Consider the following 22,624-nt stretch of genomic DNA (forward strand, 5'->3'; position numbering starts at 1 on the left):
CAGCGCGCTCAGCCGGCAGTAGTGATCGCGTCGCCGGTAACGCCGGCGGCACGGCGGGCCGCAAGCCGGTTCTTTTGCGGTTCTATGGTGTACCGGGGATCCCTTGCAGAGGCGAGCCCCGCTTCGAATACCCCGAAGCGGGTCAGTGCCGATGCCGCCAGCAACGCCAGTCCCGAAGCCGCCGCCACCACGCGGTTACGTCCGCCCAGCAGCGTCCCCACGCCACCGGCCACCGCCAACCGCTCGCTCCACTTCAGCATGGCGCCCGCCTTGCCCTGGTGCAGGGGCTCGGCTGTTATCGGATCCATCCGGCGTTCCATCACCCTCATGGCAGCGACGTCACCCAGGACGCCCAGTACGGCGAGTTTGCGTGCAGGCCCGGTCTCCCGTACGGGTGTGGTGACCATGGCGAGCCCGGCAGACGCGAGGCAGGCCGAACTCACGAAGACAAAAGGCAGTTCCTCGTGGGCGGCGTTCCATGTGGGTGTGGCGGTATCGCCAAGCAGGACCGCGGTGTAGGCCGCCAACGGCCCCGCGAAGACGGCGGCCTCAAACCCGGCCGGTCCCTCAACAGCCTGCAGCACTTTCCGCAACACACCCAACGGAAGCCGCGTTCCGCTCAGCCGGTCGATCTCCGCGACGGCAGTGACGGCAGTGCCGGCGCTGAAGGCGCTGAGAATCCACGAGCCCACACTCATGGGCGAGGTCACCTTGAAGGTCCGCAACATGTGCAGGAAACGCTCCGGCCTGCCCAGGTCCTTCACCAAAGCGACGGCGCCGGCGCTCACCGCCGTCAGCGCGCTAAGCCTGGCATTGCGGCAGAGGATTGGCCGTCCGGTCAGTTGACCGCCGAGGCCAAGCAGGGCCGACCCGGCTGCAACGCCGCCCAGGAACAGGTAGATGGCCACGTCATCGCCCCACGGCGCCGGCTTGACCACCGGACGGCCGTAGTACGAGGTGAAGTCCGGCTCCGGCACCATGGGCATTTCCCGGGAGCCGTCACTATTGTCCCGTCGGCGGCCCGTGCCGCGCTTGGCGCCCTGCCGGCGGCGGGCAGGCTCGGATGGCCGGAAGCTGTCGAACTCTGAGAGGGTCACGCACGTCCTCCCAGGAAAGCCAGGGCAGCTGCCGCGGCCATGCCCGCTACTGCCATCCCGGCCCGGCGGTACATCCGGGGCAGATCGGCGGTGGGCACCCGCGGGTCCGGCGGCAGTCCATAGACTTCGGGTTCGTCCAGCAGCAGGAAGACCGATCCGGTTCCGCCGACCCCGTCGTTCTCGTTCGCGCCGTAAAGCCTCGCTTCGGTCATGCCCTGCGCATGCAGCGTGGCGACGCGTTCCCGGGCCGTGTCCACCATGTCGTCGTGATCGCCAAACTTGATGGACGTCGTCGGGCATGCCTTGGCGCAGGCAGGCGTCTCGTCTGCCACCAGCCGGTCGTAGCACAGCGTGCACTTCTGGGCGATGCCCTCGTTCGGCACCGCGGGATGCTTGGCGTGCTGTTCCTCCCTGCTGGCGGCGACCTTGACAGTGCCGTTACTGCGGCGTTCGATCACGCCGAAGGGGCAGCCGGCCACGCAGGTTCCGCAGCCGTTGCACACGTCGTCCTGGACCACCACGGTGCCGAATTCGGTGCGGAACAGCGCTCCGGTGGGGCAGACGTCCAGGCATCCGGCGTGCGTGCAATGCTTACAGACATCAGAGGACATCAGCCACCGGAAGTCTGCCGTGTCCGGGGGCGTGGTGTCCGCGCCCGCCAAATCGGTCCCGGCAGGCGCCGCCTGGGGCGGACCGATGCGCGGCATGCCCAGGCTGACCAGGGCCCGTCCTGATTCCCGCGCCTCCTCGATGCGTTCCTGGCCCTGTTCAATGAACGCCACATGCCGCCAGGTGCTGGCCCCCAGGGAGCCGGTGTTGTCGTAGGAGGACCCGAGCAGTTCCAGGTTGCCGTCCTGCGGGTTGTGGTTCCACTCCTTGCAGGCAACCTCACAGGCCTTGCAGCCAATGCAGATCGAGGTGTCGGTGAAGAACCCCTTGCGCGGGTGGTTGTGCTCCCAGTGGGCATCGGCGGTAGGGTCGGTCGGTCCGGACAACTGGCCCATCTAGTCCTCCAATGTCGGGTCGGTACCCGGAATACTGCCGAGCTGATCGGTGACGGCCCGGTTACCGGTCTCGGTGGTCAGTCCGGCGCGCGTCTGGTACTCGGCAACCAAGGCAAGCAGTTCCTCTCCGCGGGGCCGGCGGCCCGGCCGGATGTCACAGGAGGCCACCTTGGATTCCTGGATCTGGACGTTGGGATCCAGCGTCACACCCAGCAGATCATTGGCCGCGTCACCGCTGACCACGGCATTGCTGCCGACACCCCAGTGGTAAGGCAGCCCGATCTGATGCACCGTGTGCCCGCCGACGGCCAGGGGCCTCACCCGGTCGGTGACAAGCACCTTCGCCTCGATAGCGGAGCGGGGCGAAATGATGGTGGCCCACCCGTAGGGCTCCAGTCCACGCTCAGCGGCCAGTTCGGGCGAGACCTCGCAGAACATCTCCGGCTGCAGCTCCGACAGGTACGGCAGCCAGCGGCTCATCCCGCCCGCCGTGTGGTGCTCGGTGAGGCGGTAGGTGGTGAAGACGTACGGGTACACGTCTGCGCCAGGGGTGCCGGCGCTGGGCGCACTGAGGTTATCGGCGCGGGGGAACACCAGCCGCGCCGGGCTCTGCTGCTGCGGGTACAGCGCGTTGGCCACCGGTGATTCCTGGGCCTCGTAGTGGGTGGGAAGGGGTCCGTCCATGAGTCCCTTCGGCGCGAACAGCCAGCCCTTGCCGTCCGCCTGCATGATGAAGGGATCGTCACCGCTGAGGGCGGCTGCCCCGCCAACGGAGGGGTCCGGGTGGCTGCCTGGTGCCCGGTCCAGCGGGAAGTCGGGCACGTCGTCCCCGATCCATTTACCCTGCTCCTGGTCCCACCAGATGTACTTCTTCCGTTCGCTCCAGGGTTTACCCGCGGGGTCGGCTGACGCCCGGTTGTAGAGGATCCTGCGGTTGGCCGGCCATGCCCAGCCCCATTCGGACGCCGCCGGCCCCTGTTCCTGGCCCGGCTTGCGGTTTGCGGCGTGGTTGAAGCCGTCGGCGTACACCCCGGTGTAGATCCAGCAGCCGGCCGATGTGGAACCGTCGGCGCGGAGTTCGGTGTATGCGGAGAGGGGCTTTCCGGCCTCCGGGCCCGCCAGGTGACGGCCGTTGATTTCGGCAAGCACCGCCTCCGCATCCGGATCTCCGTGTTCGTCCACGGGATAGTCCCACGTGAGGTCCAGCAGCGGACGGTCGCGCTCGTCCTGTGAATCGGCCAGCTTCTCCCGGATCCGTTGGCCCAGCTCGAAGAAGAACTGCAGTTCGCTTTGGCACTCCCCCGGTGGTGCCACCGCCTGGTGCCGCCACTGCAGCAGCCGCTGGGTTTGTGTGAACGAGCCGGCTTTTTCCACGTGGGTTGCTGCAGGCAGGAAGAACACCTCAGTTTCGATGTCCTCGGTGCGCAGCTCGCCGGATTCGATTTCCGGACCGTCCTTCCACCACGTTGCCGACTCGATGAGATTCAGGTCGCGCACCACGAGCCACTTCAAATGCGACATGCCCAGCCGTTGCATGCGGCCGTGGGCAGAGCCCACGGCAGGGTTCTGCCCGAGCAGGAAGTAGCCCTCCACTTCGTCCTCGAGCATGCCCATGACCGTCTCGTAGGTACCGTGGGCACCGGTGAGCCTGGGCAGGTAGTCGTAGGCCCAATCGTTGTCCTCGTTAGCGGCGTCGCCCCACCAGGCCTTGAGCAGGCTGATGGTGTAGGCGTCGGCATCCGCCCAGTAGCCCTTCTGCTGTTTCGACCCCACAGCTTCCAGGTATTCGCCAAGGCTGTCATGGCGGCCGGCACTGGGCATCGGCAGGTATCCGGGCAGCAGGTTGAACAGCGTGGGGATGTCGGTGGAACCCTGGATACTGGCATGGCCGCGCAGGGCCATAATTCCGCCGCCAGGGCGTCCCATATTTCCCAGCAGAAGCTGCAGGATGGCTGCGGCCCTGATGAACTGGGCTCCCAGGGAGTGCTGTGTCCAACCGACAGCGTAGGCGAAACAGGTGGTCCGGTCGCGTCCCGAGTTTTCCGTAATGGCACGGGCCAGGTACTCGAAGTCAGCGACGTCGATACCGCACATGTCCCTGACCATCTCCGCGGTGTAGCGGGCGTAGTGCCGCTTTACGATCTGGAAGACCGTCCGGGGGTCCTGCAGGGTATCGTCACGCTGCACTTCCGCGTGCTCCAAGGGCGGGCCGCCGCTGCCGTAGGCATGGCCGGCAGCACGGGCCGTAGCATCCTCGCCGTGTTCGGAGCCGGGCCCGGGGTCGTCAATGCTTCCCTCCCCTTGTTCTGCATAAGACCACGACGACGTGTCGTACGCCCGCTTTTCCGGATCGAAACCGGAGAACAAGCCGCCCAGGTCCTCGGCATCGCGATAGTCCTCGTGAACCAGTGTGGCTGCGTTGGTGTACGCGCCGACGTACTCCTTGAACCAGAGGTCGTTGCTGATGACGTAGTTAATGAGGGCGCCCAGGAGCACAACATCAGAACCTGCACGGATGGGAATGTGCTTATCCGAAACCGCCGACGTGCGCGTGAACCGCGGATCGATGTGGATAACCTTCGCACCACGGGCCTTCGCTTCCGCCACCCACTGGTACCCCACCGGGTGGCACTCGGCCATGTTGGAACCCTGGATGATGATGCAGTCAGCGTTAGCCATGTCCTGCAGTGATTGCGTTGCACCACCGCGTCCAAACGAGGCTCCCAAACTGGGAACCGTGGCGGAGTGTCATATGCGGGCCTGGTTCTCGGTCTGCACCGCCCCTGCAGCTGTGAAGAGTTTCTTGATCAGGTAGTTTTCTTCGTTGTCCAGGGTGGCGCCGCCCAACGAGGCTATGCCCATGGTGCGGCGCAGAAGCCTGCCTTGGTCATCTTCCTGCTGCCACGTCCTGCGGCGGGTTTCGATGAAGCGGTCCGCCACCATCTCAACTGCCGTAGCCAGGTCCAGATGTTCCCACTCAGTGGAACGCGGTGCACGGTAAAGCACTTTTGTTTGCCGGCCCGGAGAATTGACCAACTGCTCGCTGGCAGAGCCCTTGGGGCACAGACGACCGCGGGAAATGGGTGAATCCGGATCTCCCTCGATCTGGATGACTTTTTCGTCTTTGACGTAAACCCGCTGCCCGCATCCAACAGCACAATACGGGCACACACTTTGCACCACGCGGTCTGCGGTGGCCGTCCGTGGAGCGATTGCCTGCGTGCGGGGCGAGGTCACAGACGGCCCGCGCCCCAGTAGGTCGCCCGTAGTCAGTTGACGGACGACCGGCCATTGAAGAAAACTTCGCGGTGCCATTTCAGGAGCATATCCCAAAGGACAGCGGCAGTGACAGAAGAAAGTTGGGCGCGTCCTCCTCCGTGAGCAGCGCTGCTGCGTCGCGCCTACGAGGCTTTCGGGCGGCGCGTGGCAGCAAGCACGGCGAGGTCACGGATCAGGCGCTGCACCTCATGTTCACGTCCTCTGGACGTCGACGTTTGATGAACGGCATTGGGTGCTACCAAGGGCTGTTTGGGCGGTGCGGGTACAGGAGATCCGCCCATTCCCGGGGCTGCAGCACGGGCGTCCTTGGGTGTCAGCGGCTTGCTTGTGCTCATGGCCTCCCCTTGACCTGCTCTTTCGGGGGAATGTCCCCCGACGTAATGCCTGTATGGACACTCTAAAAAGCACTACGGGAAGACGGAAGGTATTTCGTCCATCATCGGGACTTATTGCTCCAATCTTGAGGTTGTGTTGATTGTCGACAGTCAACCCGCCCTCGGCGGGTCCTTCCGGGGGCAAAGCCCGCACGGAAGGAACTTCAGGATTGGCGTTATTCGAAGAGCTCGATGCGCGGTTCTCCCTGGACACCGCTGCGGTGCATGGCGTCCCTGAGGTCACTTCTGCCGAGGAACGCCTTTGCGGTCTCCAGGGTATCGAAATGATGAATGACGAGGACATTGTTCGGGTCGTCGATCATACGGTGGACCGATTCCTGGGTTACCCCGCCGTCTTTCTGCATGTCACCGACCGAGTCGTAAACTTTGCGCCACGCGTCGTAGTCGGCAACACGGTGAAGGATATGGGCAACAGTCATGGCGCTTCTCCTTTGAAGCGTGCCGCACCGTTGGCGGGCCCGGTCCCTCAATGGGGAACGGCACCCCTGCCCTGCCGGTGCATGCACAATTGTCTGCGGCGGCCCGAAATTGGACCCGCCATTGGCTGTGATACTCCGGCCCGGCGGTGCTGTCAATCGTCGCACCACTGCCTTGCGCTATGGGCGTGACCACCATGGAAATGTGGGAAGGAAGGAAAGGCAATCAGGTCTTGCCTTTGCCGTGTGCCTGCTGATTGCCTTTGCCGGAGCCGCGGGGTGCTCTTCCCGGCCCCCGGGCGGCGCGAGCGGAACAAGCAGCAGAAGCTGGACCGCATCACCGCCGCAGCCAGTGAGCTGTTCGCCGAACACGGCGTGGAGGAAGTGACAACGCAGCAGATCGCCGGCAGGGCCGATATAGGCACCGGCACCCTGTTCCTTTACGCGAAGTCCAAGGGCGAGCTCCTCCTGCTGGTGCAGAATGCCCACTACGTCGAAGCGCTGGAGCGGGGCCGCGCCGCCGCTGAAACCATTCCGGATGAACTCGATGCGGTGATGGCCATCCTGCAGCCGATCCTGGAGTGCAACCGGGTCCAGGTCGAAAACGGGCGCACCTACCTGAAGGAGATGGTCTTCGGCGATTCCTCTGAGCCCCGCCAGCGGGAAGCCCTGCACATCGTCGCGCGAACCGAGGAGGCCATAGCTGCCGTCCTGGCGCGCAGGGGCAGGCTCAGCGCCGCTGATGCCGCCACCACGGCGCACGTCGTCTCGGCAATGATGTTCCTCGGCATGGCAGGAAGCCCGGATCCCGCCGCCGGCATCGAGGACATTGTCCAGGACATCTGGACCCAGGTCCGCCTGCTTCTTCCTGGAGACTCAGGAAAGTCCTGAGCCGGCCCTGTAGTGGGCGCCTTCGTCGGCCCAATCACCCCATTCTTTGTTGGACCCCTCCAAAATAGGCTCATCAAAGGAGAACTAGCGTCTGCTCTAAGGGATATTCCAAGCAGACGTGAAGGACGACTTAATGACCATCCAGCCAAACCTTCCCACCGCACCGAGCCGCGGCACCGGCACAGGGTATGGGATCCTCGAGACCGCCCGCGTGCAGGTCCTCGAGGACGGCATCGGCCTGACCCAGGCCCAGCTCGAAGAGGTCCTTCGCCTTCCGGACGAGGCACTCCCCGCGGCGCTGGAGCTGGCACACCAGGTCCGGCTCCGGCACTGCGGCGAAGACGTGGAGGTGGAAGGAATCATCTCCATCAAGACCGGCGGCTGCCCGGAGGATTGCCACTTCTGCAGCCAGTCCGGCCTCTTCGACTCCCCCGTCCGCGGCGTCTGGCTGGATATACCGGAACTGGTCAAGGCCGCCAAGGAAACAGCAGCCACCGGAGCCACCGAATTCTGCATCGTCGCCGCCGTCCGCGGCCCCGACATCAAGCTGATGAACCAGATCAAGTTCGCCATTGACCGCATCAAAGCAGAGGTAGACATCAACATCGCCTGCTCCCTGGGCATGCTCACCCAGCGCCAGGTGGACCAGCTCAAGGACTGGGGCGTGCACCGCTACAACCACAACCTGGAAACAGCGCGCAGCTACTTCCCCGAAGTGGTCACCACCCATACCTATGACGAACGGCTGGAGACCTGCGCGATGGTCAAGGAGGCCGGCATGGAACTGTGCTGCGGCGCCCTGATCGGCATGGGCGAAAGCCTGGAGCAGCGTGCCGAACTCGCCGCCCAGCTCGCGGCACTGGAGCCGCACGAGGTCCCGCTCAACTTCCTCAACCCCAGGCCCGGAACGCCCTTGGAAAACCAACAGATCATGGACGGCAAGGACGCCCTCCGCGCCATCGCCGCCTTCCGCCTGGCCATGCCCCGCACCGTGCTGAGGTACGCGGGCGGCCGCGAGCTCACCCTGGGTGACCTCGGTACCCGGGACGGCCTGCTCGGCGGCATTAACGCCGTCATCGTGGGAAATTACCTCACCACGCTCGGCCGCCCCGCCACCGCAGACCTGAACCTGCTCGTGGACCTCAACATGCCCATCAAGGAACTCCAGAAGACGCTGTGAACAGCGTTCCACTCCCCGCAGGTTCAGCCGCGGGAAACTTCTGCGGGCACTGCGGCGAGGCGTACGACGGCGGCGACGGGCCGCCGTCGTACGTCCACCACCGCTGCGGCGAGCGCCTGACGATGGAGCCGCCGCGCTACTGCGCGGCCTGCGGGCGCCGGATGAAGGTACAGGTAACACCGCTGGGCTGGACGGCGGAGTGCTCCCGCCATGGAGCGGGGGAAACGCTGGTCCAGGAAGGCGTCCAAAGATGACATCGCGTTAGGCTGGCTGGCAGCGAGCCCGCCATTCCCGGGCCCATAGCGCCGCAACGGTCGATTGCACTCTGAAGAAACAGCATCAGAGGGCCATCCGAAAGGACCCAGTTCATGAACAAGAACCGCCTCGAAGCATTCAGCGACGGCGTCCTGGCGATCATCATCACCATCATGGTTCTGGAACTTCACGTCCCCGAGGAACCAACGTGGGAAGGTGTGGCCGGCATCCTGCCCACCTTGTTCAGTTACCTGCTGAGTTTCGTGTACGTGGGCATCTACTGGAACAACCACCATCACATGATCCACCTGGCGAGCCGGGTGAACGGCGGTATCCTGTGGGCCAACCTCCACCTTTTGTTCTGGCTGTCGCTGTTTCCGTTTACCACACGGTGGATGGATGAATCCGGTTTCATGCAGGTCCCTGTCCTGCTTTACGGCATCAATCTGCTGTTAGCCGCGATCGCCTTCTTCATCCTCGAACGCCGGCTGATCGCCGTGCAGGGCAGGGACGGGGCACTCGCCAAGGCTGTCGGCCGGGACTGGAAGGGCAAAGCGTCCCCGCTGATCTACCTTCTTGGCATCGCGCTTACCCTTGCCCAGCCCCTGCTCGGAATTGCCGTCTATACAGTCGTGGCGTTGATCTGGCTGGTGCCGGACCGCCGCGTGGAGCATTTCGTCGCCTCGGCCCACCACGGTGACGTTGGAAACAGCTAGGGCGGCACGGGCAGGCCAAAGACGCATGGTTCCGTCATGACAGTCTTTGGCAGCCACCGCCTGCAGGCCTACGTTCGCGTCCAACCGTGTAGGCACTGCTGATTGAGATCCGGTTGAAGGCGTTAATTGCCAGCACCACCGCACCCCCAGAGAGTCCCCGTTCTGCGCGCTACGTGCCCGGCCTTTCAGAAGAAAAACCCACGATCAGGTTCTGGGCGGTGATAATTGGGGACAAAGAGCAGCTCCTCGTTTCGCTTCAGGGTGGAACCCAGAGCGATCAGCAGGCAAAGCGAGGAAAACCGTGAAGCAGTCTGATATTTCCGACGACGGCGTCGCAGTCTCTCAGCCCGGTTCAGATTCGAGCGACTCCCCCGGGACTCTTACTATCAACCAACTGCTCGTCGAGAGCCGCGTCGGACTTGAACGCGTTCACCCCGCGGATCTCGGGCGGGAGATGGCAGCGGGCGCCCTTGTTGTGGACACACGCCCCGTCGATCAGCGGGACCGCGACGGTGAGCTTCCCGGAGCTGTCGTCATTGACCGAAACGTTCTTGAGTGGCGGCTCGACCCTTCCAGCCCCCACAGGCTCCCGATTGCGGACGACCCCGGACGCCGGATCATCGTTGTCTGCAACGAGGGCTACAGCTCCAGCCTCGCCGCGCACACCCTGCAACGGCTGGGACTGAAACGTGCCACCGACCTGATCGGCGGTTTCCAGGCCTGGGCAGCGCTGCGCAAGCAGTCCGAATAAATACCCGCTTGAGGTAGGCCTATAAAGAACCGGCCAATCATCCACAGAATGACGGGCCGGGTCGTTAAAGGGCCTGCAGGCCGGTGCTTGCCGGTACATCGCGGCCAAGTGGTGGACGCGCGGTATGAACCCTTGGGTAAGCAGAGGGCAAGGGGTTGCGCTTGCCAGCGATGGCTGCCATTCTGCTGCCACCACACTGGGCCACGGAAAGGATCGGCCATGACGAGGGACATCGTTAGATCGGCAAAGGCACCGAGTTCGCCGTTCTTCAGCCAGGGTGTGAAAGCGGGACCATTCATTTTCGTCTCGGGGACCGTTGGCACCGATCCAAGCAACGGCCAGCTCGCGGGCGACAGCATTCGAGACCAGACGCGTCAGGCTCTTACGAACTGCGAGGCCATCCTGGAAGCAGCGGGGACAGGCCTGGGCGACGTAGTAGAGGTCGGCGTGCTGCTTGGTAATCCGTCGGACTTCGCGGAACTAAATGAAGAGTATGCACGGTGGTTCCCCCAGGACCCTCCCACACGCTACGTGGCCAAGCTCGGCGTCGACCTGCCGGGAATACTTGTTTCGATCCGTATGACCGCCTTCATCAGCTGAGGCACCCGAACAAAGTCCAATTCACCCCTCTCCGGCTGGACAGACGTCCCCGCCCGGGCACAGGATTGCCACTCCGGAGCCAAGACCGTGGACAACGCACACGCTCTCTGCACGCTTTCTTCAACCTGTTGAGAGAAGGAAGCTCGCTTCAACGCAGCTCCCGCATCCTTTACGCTGACCGCCCCCGCCTCACACGAGTTAGGTATGCTAAGCCGAAAGGCAGGGGATGGATCAGCATGGCCAAGCGCAAAGCAACAGCACTGGATGTGGCACGACGGGCAGGGGTGTCCCGCAGTGCAGTGTCACTGGTACTCAATGGCAGGGCAGACGGCAACGTCACCGCCGAACGCCAGGAGAGGGTGCGCCGCGCCGCGGCGGAGCTAAATTACACGCCCAACTCCGTTGCCCTCAGCCTGCGCAACCAGCAGACATCAACGATCGGCATCATCACGGATGACATCGTCACCAGCCCCTTCGCAGGCCGGCTGATCAGTGGCGCCTCACGCACGGCCCTGGCCCGGGGATACATGGTCCTGGTAGTGGACACGGAACATGACCCGGCCCGCGATAGCGCTGCGGCGGAGCAACTCGTGCACCGGCAGGTCGACGGGATCATGTACGCCACCGGCAGCCTGCGCGAAATTACCGCCCCGCCGGCGATGCTCACCCTGCCGACCATTCTGGCCAATTGCACCGATGTCGAGTCCCAGCTCCAGTCAGTGATACCGGCAGAGGTCGACGGCGGACGCGCTGCGGCACGGTTGCTCCTTGACCTGGGCCACCGCCGCATCACTCTGTTGACCGGAACTCTCAGCTCCCCCGCCGCACCGCAGCGCGAACAGGGCTACCGTGAAGCCATGGCCGACGCGGGGCTCGGTCCTGAACAACAGCATGTCCACCTGACCGGATGGGACATCGACGAGGGCTACCGGGCCGCTTCCTCCGTCCTGGGCGGCAAGGACCGGCCGACGGCGATCATTTGTTCCAACGACAGGGTTGCCACCGGCGTTTTGCTTTACGCCGCTGCCGCAGGACTGCGCGTACCGCAGGATCTGTCCGTGGTGGGTTACGACGACCAGCAGAACCTCGCTGCCAACCTTGTCCCCGCCCTCACCACGGTGGCGCTTCCGCACGCCGAAATCGGAGCAGCGGCCATGTCCCTGCTGTTGGACGCCGTGGAAGGAAAAGCTCCGGCAGCTGAGGAAGTGGAAGCAGGAATTCTCTACATGCCCTGCCGGATCATCCCGCGGGCGTCCACTGCAGCGGTCCCGGCCGGCTAACCTGGCGGACCTGGCGGCCGTTTCCCCATTGCGTCGGTGCTGAAATGTTAGGCCAGAGATGACCTGCCCAGCCTCCGGCGGGAGCCTGATGTCCGTGTATCGCCGCTGGCTCGCCCACGTAATTCGTCTTCAATGAAGCTCCAGCAGAAGTCCTACTTGACACGTGTTAGGTGCGGTACTTACGCTACTTAACACGTGTTAGGAGGAGCCGACAATGACGTCTGAAAAGACACCGGGGAAACCAACTCCCTCATATGGGCCGCCGTCCCATAACGGACTTTCGCAGCTCACGCGGCGTTCTATGCTGGGCCTTACCGGCCTGGCTGTTGCGGGAGCCACGGTGGGCGCCTGGCCCCGACTGACGGGGACTGACATTCCGGGCCGCGGGAGCAAGGCCCTGAACATCGCCATCCTTGGCACCTCGGCCGACGCAGCAGCCCGCCAGGGGCTGGTTCAGGCGTTTACCTCCGCCCACCCAGAGATTCCGGTGCAGCTGCAGGCCATCCAGGGCGCAGACTGGAAGGACTTCTTTTCCAAAATCCTCACCATGGTGGCCGCTGGAACACCGCCTGACGTCGTCTACGTGGCCACCGAGGGCGCCCAGCTGTTCGCTGACAAGCTTGCCGAGCCGCTGGATGATTATGTCCGCCGGGACGCAGCCGACATGAGCGACTACTTCGACGACGTCCACCCGAGCCTGCTGGAAGCCTTCATGTACCAGGGAAGCCTTTACCAGCTTCCGCTGGACTGGAACGCGGCGAACATGTACTTGAACACCACAACCTTCGCCCAGGCCGGCCTTGACCGCCCGAAGGACGACTGGACGCAGGATGACTTCAGCGCCACCCTCCGCGCCCTGCGGAAAGCACGCCCGACCGACTTCACCCCGTACTACTGGACCAACCGGCTTTTCGGCGGAGTAGTGCCGTGGCTCTACGCCAACGACACCAGCTTCCTCACCGAAACCAAGGCTCCCGGCGGGGACTGGCTTTGGGACCGTTTCTACCCTACCGACCCAGCCCGGGCCACCCGCGGCGGCGGCTACCTGTGGCAGGCTCCCAACGCCGAAGACGGGCGGGTTATCGAAACCTTCGACTACATCCGCGAACTCGTGTCCGAAGGACTGGGCGTACGGCCTGAATCCGGCGGCGGAAACGCCCTGGTTGGCCTGTTCGGCAACAACCGCATCGGCACCACGCCGGCAGGGGGTTACTGGGCGCAGGGCCTGCATGAAGCAGGAATGACTGCGGACCAGTTCGATGTCCAGTTCTTCCCCCGCTGGCGGACGCAGCGGCATCAGTTCGGCGCTGCCGGCTATGCGATCATGCGCACGGCAAAGGACAAGGATGCCGCCTGGGAATGGGTTAAGTTCTGCTCCAGCCGCGAGGCGATGCAGTTGGCCATGCCCAAGCCGAACACCACTCCCACCCGCCGTTCGATGGTGAACGAGTCCTTTTACGCCGCCACCGGGCCCCGGCACTGGAAAGTCTTCTACGACACCCTCGACAAATTCCCCACCTCCGGCCCCATCCCGGCTCCGCCCCAGCAGGCCGCCGTCGAAACTGCCCTGATGAAGAACGTTTCCACCGCTGTCAGCGGCAGCTCCGCTGATGTGCGGGCCGCGATGGGTACCCTCCAGCGCGATCTTGAGCTGGCCCTGAGGAGGAACTCATGACCACCACGTCCACCGCCCCACGCCGCACGGTTAAACCACCGGCAGCGCGCCGCTCATTCGTTGAGCGATGGCTTGCAATGATTTTCCTTGCGCCCACGCTGCTGGGGATGGCCCTGTTCACGTTCCTGCCGATCATCGGATCGCTGGTTCTGGCTTTCTTCCGCTGGGACATCATTTCCGCACCCCAGTTCGTCGGTTTCGCCAACTTCGCCTCCCTGGCACAGGACCCCACCGTCCGCGTGTCCTTCATGAACACCATCGTGTTCGTCGTCGTCGCGGTCATCCTGCAACTCGGCATCGCACTCAGCCTGGCTTCCATGCTCCAGGCCAGAATGCCGTCCTGGCTCAGGGTGTTCCTCCGGTCCACTTTCTTCTTTCCCCTGGTCCTTTCCGCCGCGTCGGTGTCCATCTTCATGCGCTACATGTTCAACGAACAGTTCGGCGTGGTGAACTGGCTGCTGTCGCTCGTCGGCATTCCGGCAGTGCCCTGGCTGACCAGCCCCGCGGCCTCCGCCGCCGTCGTCGTCCTGGTCTATGTTTGGCAAAACTTCGGATTCTCCTTCCTGCTCTTCCTCGGCGCGCTGACCAACATCCCCAAGGAACTGCACGAGGCAGCGAACCTGGACGGCGCCACAGGCTGGAAACAGTTCAGCAATGTCACCCTTCCGCTGATCAGCCCCACGGTGCTCGTCGCCTCCGTCATGGCCATCATCAGTGCCCTGCAGGTCTTCGACCAGCCCTACGTCCTGACCAACGGAGGCCCCGGCGATTCCACCCGCACCGCCGTCATGGTGATCTTCGAATCCGCCTTCCAGCAACTGGAATTCGGCGAAGCCTCGGCCATTGGCCTGGTACTGACCGTGCTGATCCTGGCCGTCACCGCCCTGCAATTCCGCCTCAGCCGCCGCTTCGTCTTCTACCAGTGAGGTCCCTCATGTCCAGCCAGACCCTGCACACCGGGACCACCGAGCACACAGGCTCCACCACCGGAACACCGACCACCCCCAAGCGCTACCGCAACCGCCGTCTGCCGGCCGCCGGAACCGTCGGCAGGTACACGGCCCTGGCCGTGGCAGCCGCGCTGACCCTCGGGCCTGTCCTGTGGACCCTGTCCACCTCGCTGCGGACGCCGTCGGAATCGTTCAACCTGCCACCGTCCTTCCTGCCCATCAACCCGGACTTCACCGCTTACCAGGAGGTGTTCAGGCAGATCAACGTTGGCCTCCTGGTCCTGAACAGCGCACTGGTGACCGGACTGATCGCGCTTGGCCAGATGGCTTCCGCCACCCTGGCCGGCTACGCCTTCGCCCGCCTGGACTTCCGCGGCAAGAACGCCATCTTCTCACTGGTGCTGGCCACCATGATGGTCCCGGTTCAGGTAACGATCGTCCCGGTGTTCATGCTCATTCGAGGGATGGGCCTGTCCGACACGCTGCTGGCCCTGATCCTGCCGGCCATTCCCACAGCCTTCGGCACCTTCCTGATGCGCCAATACTTCCTGGGCCTACCAAACGACTTCGCAGAGGCGGCCGCCCTGGACGGCGCCGGACCATGGCGGATCTTCCGTTCCGTCTACGTCCCCCTGGCGGTCCCCGGCATGGCAATCGTGGGGATCCTGGCCTTCAATTTCCACTGGAACGAGTTCTTCCGGCCACTGATCCTCACCATCAGCGAACAGAACTTCACCCTCCCCCTCGGCCTGGTCACGCTCCAGGGAAACCTCGGCACCGGGAGCATCTCAGTGGTCCTCGCCGGCGTGATCCTGTCCATGCTGCCCGCACTGGTGGTCTTTATCTTCGGCCAGCGCACCCTGCGCGAAGGTCTCACGGCCGGCGCAAGCAAATAACTCAGACTCTCACAAGGAACCTCATGGATACACTTGCTTCGACTCCCACTGCAGCCACAGCCGAAAGCTACCGCCCGGCCCTGCACTACACCGCAAAAAACACCTGGCTCAATGATCCCAACGGCCTGATTTTTCATGAAGGCGTCTATCACCTGTACTACCAGAACAACCCGCTGGATAACGTCTGGGGAAACATGTCATGGGGTCACGCCACCTCAACCGATTTGCTGACCTGGACCGAACACCCAGTGGCCATCGCCTGTGATGCCAACGAGGACATCTTTTCCGGGAGCATCGTCTATGACCGTCGCAACACCAGCGGATTCGGCAGCGGTTCCGTTGCCCCGCTCGTGGCCATCTACACCAGTGCCTTCAAGCCGGGCTCGCCGTATGAGGGCGTCCAGGCCCAGTCCCTGGCCTACAGCCTGGACGGGGGCCACACCTGGACAAAATACTTAGGCAACCCCGTCCTTAATCGCGGGTCCGCGGAGTTCCGCGACCCCAAGGTATTTAGGTACGACGGCGGCACGGAGAGTTACTGGGTGATGGTCGCCGTGGAAGCCACGGACTTCCAGGTGGTGCTTTACCGATCCGACGACCTCAAGCACTGGGAACTGCTCAGCACCTTCGGCCCCGCAAACGCCACCGGCGGCGTCTGGGAGTGCCCTGACCTGTTTCCCCTGCCAGTGGACGGCGACCCTGAAAACCTCAAGTGGGTCCTCACCGTCAACCTCAACCCCGGCGGGCCCAACGGGGGGTCAGCCGGCCAGTACTTCCTGGGCGGCTTCGACGGGACCACCTTCATCCCGGACAGCACCGTAACCGAAGGACTCCAGGACCCGGACCGGCTGGGCGAATACCAGTGGCTGGACTGGGGCCGGGACTACTACGCCGCGGTCTCCTTCAGCGACGCCCCGGACAACCGCCGCCTCATGATCGCCTGGATGAACAACTGGGAATACGCCAACCACATCCCCACCGCGCCGTGGCGCAGCCCTATGAGCCTCGCCCGCGAAATTTCGCTCCAGACCAGCGACGGAAAGCTGTGCCTGGTCCAGCAGCCCGCGAACGACCGGGGTGGCCTGGCCGATCCGGAATCATTCTGCCTTTCTGGAACCACCATGCACGACGGCGTGCAGGTTCTGCCCGGCGCCGCCGGCACGGTCCAGCGCATTGACGTCAGTTTCACCCCCGGAAGCGCAGAGGAATTCGGTCTCATCCTGCGTGGAGACGGCGCGAAGGGAACCCGCGTGGGCATCCGCCCCGGCCAAGCCACATTGCTGGTGGACCGTCGCGAATCCGGCAGGACAGACTTCCACCCATCCTTCAGCTCGAAAGACACGGCTCCCATCCTGGCAAGGAACGGGTCCTACGACCTCACGGTCTTCGTGGACCACTGCTCGGTTGAAGTCTTTGCCCAGGACGGCCAGGTCACCATGACCGAACTGATCTTCCCCGCAGAAACCAGCACCGACGTCGCCGTTTACGCCGCCGCCGGCACGGCAACCATCAACAGCATCAAGGTCACGCAGCTCGCGTAGGGAAGCACCAAAAGCAAGGAAAACGGAAATGCAGAACAACGGCAAGCCCACCCCTCCCCGGCAGGTGCTGGACGTCGTCGTTATCGGGGAAGCCCTTATCGACGTCGTGACCACGCCTGAGGGGACTAATGAACATCCAGGCGGGTCGCCGGCCAATGTCGCTTACGGCCTTGCCCAGCTCGGAGTCAGCACCGGGCTGCTTACTTCCCTGGGCGCTGACCGCCGGGGTGATGCGCTCGAGGAGCATCTCAGCGGTGCCGGTGTGACGCTTTTGCCCGGCTCCCGGTCACCGGAGAGAACGTCGACGGCGACCGCCACGATCGCCCGCGATGGTTCGGCCAGCTACGCCTTCGACATCACCTGGGATGTGGAACCGCTGGACCTGGCACCCGCCCCGCCCAAGGTCCTTCACACCGGTTCGATCGCAAGTTTCCTTTCACCGGGCGCCGGCACGGTCAAGGCAATCCTCCAACGACTCCGCAGCCAGTGCATCATCACGTACGACCCCAACATCAGGCCGGACCTGCTCGGAACCCGCGCCGAAGCACGGCGCACTTTCGAGGACCTGGTATACCTCACGGACGTCGTCAAACTCAGCGATGAGGACGCCGAATGGCTTTACCCGGAAAAGACCCTGGAGGAAACGGCAACGCACATCCTGGGCTTGGGAACGGATCTTGCCGTCATCACCAAGGGTTCATCAGGCTCGTTGCTCGCGACACCCACCGCCTCCCTCAGCGTCCCTGCAGTGAAGACCTCTGTGGTTGACACCATCGGCGCCGGCGACTCCTACATGTCAGCCCTGATCCTGGGACTCCTCACCCGCGGAACCACTGGCTTCGCGCCCTCGGTCCTTGACCAGCTCGGACGCACAGCGGCCGCTGCGGCCGCGATCACCGTATCCCGGGCGGGTGCCCGGCCTCCAACTGAAGATGAACTCCGAGCAAGGCTTCAGCATCAGCCCCAGCTTTCGTTCTAGCACGGCGCCTCCCCGCGGCCGGGGACCGGAAATAATCCAGTCCCCGGCTTCCTGTGGTCCAAGGACGCCGGCCCGCCGCCGGAACCAGCAGACCTGCGTGATCCCCAACTCTTCGCAGACCGGCACTACCTCGGGCTCGATCACGCGCCACAGCATGTTGTACTGCGGCTGGCTCGACACCAACCGGATGCCCAGTTCGGCCGCCAGCGCTGCGCCGGCCCGGATCTCTTCCACGGTCCATTCGGACACGCCGATGTAGTGGGCTTTACCGGCATGGACGATGTCCGCGAAGACCCCCATGGTTTCCTCCAGCGGGCTTTCGTAGTCGTAGCGGTGAGCCTGGTAAACGTCCACGTAATCCATCTGCAGACGGCTCAGCGAACCGTTGATCGATTCCATCACGTGCTTGCGGGACAGCCTGCGGTCGTTCTTGCCCGGTCCGGTGGGAAAGAACGCCTTGGTCATGATTTCCACGCCTTCGCGGCGCACTCCCTTCAGTGCCTCGCCGAGCATGGATTCGGCCTTGGTGCCTGCATACGCATCCGCCGTATCAAAAGTGGTGATGCCCAAATCCAGCGCCTTGCGGACGCATTCCGTGGCGAGGTCCTGGTCAACGGTTTCGCCGTGTGTGGCCCAGTTGCCCAGGGCTATGGCGCTGACGTACATACCGCTGGTGCCGAGTTTGCGGTATTGCATGAAGTTTCCTTTCAAGGGGTGCCGGGGGTCCGGCGGAAGGGGGAGAATCCGGGGTGCCGGCAGCCAAGCGCAGTGCACGGGGAGGTGCAGTGGTCCCCCGCACCACCAGGCGTACAGGACGCACGATGGCAGCAGGGGACCGTCCATTCAGGACCTCCAGGAGGATCCGGGCGGCGTCCTGTCCTTGCTCGGCTACGTCGTGATCCATGGTTGTCAGGTCCACGACGCCACAGAGCTCATGATTGTCGAACCCCAGTACGGAGAAATCCCGTGGTACATCCAGGCCTGCCTTGCGGAGGACTTTCAGAACGCCGAAGGCCATCTCATCGGAGGCAACAAAAGCCGCTGTCGGGACCTGCTCCGCAACCAACAGCCGCGACGTGGCAAGGGCACCCCTGCGACACTGTTCCCATCAAACTGTTCAAGCGTGACGCCCTGGGTTAGTCCCGCCGTGGAGAGGGTCTCCCGATAGCCCATGAGCGCTGCAAGGGAGGGACACCGCCGAGGTTGCTGCCCTCGTCATCACGGATGCCGATGAACGCGATCCGTTCGTGGCCCAGATTCAGCAGGTGCCTCACGGCTGCCTGCCCTGCGCCGGCGTTGTCCACTGATACCGATCCAATGCCCGGTGCTTCCGCACCAAGCAACGCCACTGTCTGGCCCTGGGAAGGAGCGATTCCAACTCGTCCCCGGTGGGCTGCAGCGCGATGATGATGACGCCGTCGGTCCGGCCATGCAGATGCGCACCGCCGAAGAACCGCTCCCGCTGCGCAAGGGTGGCCAGCTCAAAAAGGAGCACGTCGAACCCGGCTTCCCGGAGCGTTTGCGCTGCTTCACCGATGACCTTTCCGAGAAACCACTTTGCCAGGACGGGCACTGAAGGTCTGCATCCACCCGCGGAAGGGCTCAATGCAGGAGACCGCGATGAAGTCCAGAACCAACCCCTTGACAGCATTCAAGTAACGCGCGTAACCTCTATCACACGCAGTGTTAGTAACGCGCGTTACCTGTCCTGGCAGCATCACCACCACCACCACCGGAGCATTCAATGGCGAAGACCACTACCTCGAAACCTGCCGCGGCTGCGCGGCAGCGGGGTGTCACCATGAATGATGTTGCCAAGCACGCCGGTGTTTCCCGGACCGCGGTTTCGTTCGTCCTGAGTAACCGCGCGAATGCCAGCATCTCCGAGGAAACCCGTGCCCGGATCAACGAAGCTGTTCAGGCCTTGGGCTACCGCCCTAATGCCGGAGCACGTGCACTGGCATCCCAGCGAAGTGACTGGTATGGGATTGTCACCGAGATTGTGACGGCACCATTCGCCGTCGACATCATCAAAGGTGCGCAGGACCAGGCCTGGCTGGACCGCAAGTTCCTGCTCATCGCGCCCTCCGACCAGGCCGATGCCGTAGGACCCAACCAGGGTATGGAAGACGCCGCGACCGAGAAGCTGCTGGAGCAGCGCGTGGAAGGACTTCTCTACGCAGCCACGTTCCACCGTGGCGTGCACGTGCCGGAAAGCACCAAGGAAGTACCCACCGTCCTAATCAACTGCTTCGACGCCGACGGAAAGCTGCCCTCGATCGTCCCGGACGAACGCGCCGGCGGCCGCACCGCCGTCGAACGTTTGCTCCAAGCCGGCCACCGCAGGATCGGAGTCATCAACCTGGACCCGGACATTCCCGCAGCAATCGGGCGTTTGGCGGGTGCACGCGAAGCACTCGCCGACGCCGGACTGGAGCTGGACCCCGAGCTCGTGGTCTCTGGATATGCAACGGCGGACGGCGGGTATGAGGCCGCGTGCCGCATCCTGGACCGCTACCCACAGGAGGACAGGCCAACCGCGCTGTTCTGCCTCAACGACCGCATGGCGATGGGCGCTTACGACGCCATCAAGGAACGGGGCCTGACCATCCCCGGAGACATCGCCGTGATTGGCTTCGACAACCAGGAACTGATTGCGGCCTACCTCAGGCCCAAGCTGACCACGGTTGCGTTGCCGTTTGAAAAAATGGGCGCCCTGGGAGTCCAGACGCTCGCAGCCCTGACAGCAGGACAGCCGATAACTGCCGACCAGCAATTAGTCGGCTGTCCGCTGCTAGAACGCTCTTCGGTCTGACCGCGAAATCAATAGCGAAGAGCAACCCCTCCCCCACCCCTTCACCTTGCTGATGAAGATAGGAAAGAGATACCCATCATGACACAACCCCGATTCCTGATGGCTGCCCGCGTGACGGCAGCCGGACTTGCCGTAGGCGCACTCCTGCTGACCGGCTGTGCAGCCAACAAGCCTGCCGGCACCGACGCCGCGGCGAACGCCAGCGCCTTTCTCACCATCCCGCGTGAGGACATGGGCACATTCGTGCAGAACTTCAACCCGTTCGCGCCCACTGTCAATCCGATGGTCCAGCAGTCCATCTATGAGTCGCTGCTGATCTTCAACCCGGCCAAGGGGGACACGGTTCCGTGGCTGGCCACCGAATGGAAGGCCGCCGATGACGGCAAGTCCATCACCTTCACCCTGCGCGACGGAGTGAAGTGGTCCGATGGCCAGCCGTTCGTTGCCGACGACGTCGCTTACACGTTCGAGCTTCAGAAGAAGCTTAAGGGCGGCTACGAGTACCTTGACGGCGTGGCCGCAGAAGGCAACAAGGTCACGTTCAACTTCAACAAGCCCTGGTCCCCTGCCCTCTACGACGTCGGTCAGCTCAGCATCCTGCCCAAGCACATCTGGTCCGCGCTCCCCGATCCGGAGAAGGACGCGAACGCGAAACCGGTCGGCACCGGTCCGTACACGGAGGTGGACAGCTTCCAGGCCCAGTCTTTCGTGCTGAAAAAGAACCCCAACTACTGGGAGCCCGAAAAGCAGAAGATCGCCGGTGTCAAGATGCTCGCCTTTGCAGGGAACGACGGCGCCAACCTCGCCGCCGCGAACGGCGATGTGGACTGGGCCCCGCAGTACATCCCGAACATCGAAAAGACCTTCGTCTCGAAGGACAAGGACCACCGGCACTACTGGTTCCCGGCGACGGGCGCCATGATCAACTGGCAGCTCAACACCACCAAGGCACCGTTCAACGATGTGGATGTCCGCAAGGCCTTGAGCATGGCAGTTGACCGGGACCAGGTCACAAAGATCGGCATGAGCGGCTACGCCAAGCCCGCAGACTGCACAGGACTATCCGGCAACTACGAGACCTGGAAGAACAACGAGGTCAAGGACAACTGCACCTGGACCAAGCTGGATGTCCAAAAGGCCAACGAGCTTCTGGACAAGGCGGGCTACCCCAAGGGTGCCGACGGCAAGCGCGCGCTCAAGGACGGCAAGCCGTTCGAGTTCAAGATCTCCGTAGGCGCAACCTCCTCCGATTGGCTCTCGGTGGCCAACGTGATCGCCCAGAACCTGGCAGAAGTCGGCGTCACTGCCAAGGTGGAGTCCCCTGACTGGGCAGCAGTGGTTGCCGGTTACGAGACCGGCGACTTCGACTCCGGCATCGTCTGGAGCGCCAATGACCCCAGCCCGTACAAGTACTTCAACGCCTCCATGGGCACAGCCACGGTGAAGCCGGTGGGCACCAAGGCGTTCGACAACTACCACCGCTTCGGCGACACCAAAGCCGACGCCCTGCTGGCAGAATTCGCTGCGGAGGCCGACCAGTCCAAGCAGAAGGACATCGCCAACAAGCTGCAGGAAGAATACAACGACGCCGCACCGCTGGTGCCGCTGTTCTCCGGACCGGAATGGGGCGCCTTCAACGACACCCGCTTCACCGGCTGGCCCACCCAGGAGAACCCTTACGCCACCCTCTCGGTAAAGTCGCCCACCACGGTGCTGGTACTGACCACGCTGGAACCGCGCAAGTAGTCCCCACCGCCTCCCTGGCCTCGCTCCGCTTCGGCCAGGGAACCCGGGCGGCGTGGGCCCACCCACCGCGTTCCCTGGCCTCGCTCCGCTTCGGCCAGGGAACCCGGGCGGCGTGGGCCCACCCACACCAGCTGGCCGCCGGATAACCGGCGGCCAGC

21 protein-coding genes and 1 pseudogene are annotated in these 22,624 nt (G+C 63.9%); 13 read left to right on the plus strand and 9 right to left on the minus strand.

Features of this window, described 5'->3' with window-relative positions; genetic code table 11:
• Positions 1-8: 8 nt before the first annotated feature.
• The 5 genes from nrfD to QFZ60_RS10610 all read right to left on the minus strand — a co-directional run bounded on the left by nrfD (position 9) and on the right by QFZ60_RS10610 (position 6,194).
• Positions 9-1,097, minus strand: a complete 1,089-nt coding sequence (gene nrfD, locus QFZ60_RS10590) for an NrfD/PsrC family molybdoenzyme membrane anchor subunit (RefSeq protein ID WP_307090345.1) — start codon at positions 1,095-1,097, stop codon at positions 9-11.
• On the minus strand, positions 1,094-2,101 hold the full coding sequence (locus QFZ60_RS10595) for a 4Fe-4S dicluster domain-containing protein (protein WP_307090347.1): 1,008 nt from the start codon (positions 2,099-2,101) through the stop codon (positions 1,094-1,096). Before QFZ60_RS10595 ends, nrfD begins: the two co-directional genes overlap by 4 nt.
• A complete protein-coding gene (fdh, locus tag QFZ60_RS10600; RefSeq protein ID WP_307090349.1) occupies positions 2,102-5,416 on the minus strand; it encodes a formate dehydrogenase in 3,315 nt (1,104 codons plus the stop codon).
• Between the two features lie 86 nt (positions 5,417-5,502).
• On the minus strand, positions 5,503-5,715 hold the full coding sequence (locus QFZ60_RS10605; protein ID WP_307090351.1) for a hypothetical protein: 213 nt from the start codon (positions 5,713-5,715) through the stop codon (positions 5,503-5,505).
• Between the two features lie 215 nt (positions 5,716-5,930).
• Positions 5,931-6,194, minus strand: a complete 264-nt coding sequence (locus tag QFZ60_RS10610; RefSeq protein ID WP_307090353.1) for a hypothetical protein — start codon at positions 6,192-6,194, stop codon at positions 5,931-5,933.
• Between the two features lie 276 nt (positions 6,195-6,470).
• On the opposite strand from QFZ60_RS10610, the gene QFZ60_RS10615 reads away from it, so the two are divergent.
• Both QFZ60_RS10615 and bioB read left to right on the plus strand, forming a co-directional pair.
• A complete protein-coding gene (locus QFZ60_RS10615; protein WP_307090355.1) occupies positions 6,471-7,082 on the plus strand; it encodes a TetR/AcrR family transcriptional regulator in 612 nt (203 codons plus the stop codon).
• Positions 7,083-7,215: 133 nt separating this feature from the next.
• Positions 7,216-8,262, plus strand: coding sequence for a biotin synthase BioB (bioB, locus tag QFZ60_RS10620; RefSeq protein ID WP_307090357.1), 1,047 nt, complete (start codon positions 7,216-7,218; stop codon positions 8,260-8,262).
• 23 nt (positions 8,263-8,285) lie between these two features.
• Here bioB and QFZ60_RS10625 read toward each other — a convergent pair whose 3' ends face one another.
• The gene (locus tag QFZ60_RS10625; protein ID WP_307090359.1) at positions 8,286-8,519 is read right to left on the minus strand and encodes a hypothetical protein; all 234 of its coding nucleotides are present in this window, start codon (positions 8,517-8,519) and stop codon (positions 8,286-8,288) included.
• A gap of 111 nt (positions 8,520-8,630) precedes the next feature.
• On the opposite strand from QFZ60_RS10625, the gene QFZ60_RS10630 reads away from it, so the two are divergent.
• The 9 genes and pseudogenes from QFZ60_RS10630 to QFZ60_RS10670 all read left to right on the plus strand — a co-directional run.
• Complete coding sequence (locus tag QFZ60_RS10630) at positions 8,631-9,233, plus strand: TMEM175 family protein (protein WP_307090361.1); 603 nt, start codon at positions 8,631-8,633, stop codon at positions 9,231-9,233.
• 301 nt (positions 9,234-9,534) lie between these two features.
• Positions 9,535-9,984: a rhodanese-like domain-containing protein gene (locus QFZ60_RS10635; RefSeq protein ID WP_307090364.1), complete on the plus strand. Its 450-nt coding sequence runs from the start codon at positions 9,535-9,537 to the stop codon at positions 9,982-9,984.
• A 219-nt stretch (positions 9,985-10,203) separates the two neighbouring features.
• Positions 10,204-10,584, plus strand: a complete 381-nt coding sequence (locus tag QFZ60_RS10640) for a RidA family protein (RefSeq protein WP_307090366.1) — start codon at positions 10,204-10,206, stop codon at positions 10,582-10,584.
• 236 nt (positions 10,585-10,820) lie between these two features.
• Entirely contained in the window at positions 10,821-11,864 is a 1,044-nt protein-coding gene (locus tag QFZ60_RS10645) for a LacI family DNA-binding transcriptional regulator (RefSeq protein WP_307090370.1), read from the plus strand.
• 214 nt (positions 11,865-12,078) lie between these two features.
• On the plus strand, positions 12,079-13,539 hold the full coding sequence (locus tag QFZ60_RS10650) for an extracellular solute-binding protein (RefSeq protein WP_307090372.1): 1,461 nt from the start codon (positions 12,079-12,081) through the stop codon (positions 13,537-13,539).
• A complete protein-coding gene (locus tag QFZ60_RS10655) occupies positions 13,536-14,465 on the plus strand; it encodes a carbohydrate ABC transporter permease (RefSeq protein ID WP_307090374.1) in 930 nt (309 codons plus the stop codon). Before QFZ60_RS10650 ends, QFZ60_RS10655 begins: the two co-directional genes overlap by 4 nt.
• An 8-nt stretch (positions 14,466-14,473) precedes the next feature.
• Positions 14,474-15,385: a carbohydrate ABC transporter permease gene (locus QFZ60_RS10660; RefSeq protein ID WP_307090376.1), complete on the plus strand. Its 912-nt coding sequence runs from the start codon at positions 14,474-14,476 to the stop codon at positions 15,383-15,385.
• Positions 15,386-15,408: 23 nt separating this feature from the next.
• Complete coding sequence (locus QFZ60_RS10665; RefSeq protein WP_307090377.1) at positions 15,409-16,926, plus strand: glycoside hydrolase family 32 protein; 1,518 nt, start codon at positions 15,409-15,411, stop codon at positions 16,924-16,926.
• 28 nt (positions 16,927-16,954) lie between these two features.
• A pseudogene (locus QFZ60_RS10670) lies at positions 16,955-17,797 on the plus strand (carbohydrate kinase); the annotation flags it as partial.
• Here the strand turns inward: QFZ60_RS10670 and QFZ60_RS10675 are convergent.
• The 3 genes from QFZ60_RS10675 to QFZ60_RS10680 form a co-directional block, all read right to left on the minus strand.
• Positions 17,723-18,601 carry an aldo/keto reductase gene (locus QFZ60_RS10675; protein WP_307090379.1) on the minus strand — a complete coding sequence of 293 codons (879 nt, stop codon included), beginning with the start codon at positions 18,599-18,601 and terminating at the stop codon, positions 17,723-17,725. The pseudogene QFZ60_RS10670 and the gene QFZ60_RS10675 sit on opposite strands and share 75 nt — an antisense overlap.
• Entirely contained in the window at positions 18,516-18,971 is a 456-nt protein-coding gene (locus QFZ60_RS21665) for a substrate-binding domain-containing protein (RefSeq protein WP_373427675.1), read from the minus strand. Before QFZ60_RS21665 ends, QFZ60_RS10675 begins: the two co-directional genes overlap by 86 nt.
• 204 nt (positions 18,972-19,175) lie before the next feature.
• Entirely contained in the window at positions 19,176-19,478 is a 303-nt protein-coding gene (locus tag QFZ60_RS10680) for a hypothetical protein (protein ID WP_307090381.1), read from the minus strand.
• Between the two features lie 171 nt (positions 19,479-19,649).
• Between QFZ60_RS10680 and QFZ60_RS10685 the strand changes: the two genes are divergently transcribed.
• Together QFZ60_RS10685 and QFZ60_RS10690 are read left to right on the plus strand one after the other, a co-directional pair.
• A complete protein-coding gene (locus QFZ60_RS10685) occupies positions 19,650-20,720 on the plus strand; it encodes a LacI family DNA-binding transcriptional regulator (protein ID WP_307090383.1) in 1,071 nt (356 codons plus the stop codon).
• Positions 20,721-20,798: 78 nt separating this feature from the next.
• A complete protein-coding gene (locus QFZ60_RS10690) occupies positions 20,799-22,466 on the plus strand; it encodes an ABC transporter substrate-binding protein (RefSeq protein WP_307090386.1) in 1,668 nt (555 codons plus the stop codon).
• Positions 22,467-22,624 lie beyond the last annotated feature (158 nt).

The sequence above is a fragment of the Arthrobacter sp. B2I5 genome, from assembly GCF_030816735.1.
Taxonomy (GTDB): domain Bacteria; phylum Actinomycetota; class Actinomycetes; order Actinomycetales; family Micrococcaceae; genus Arthrobacter.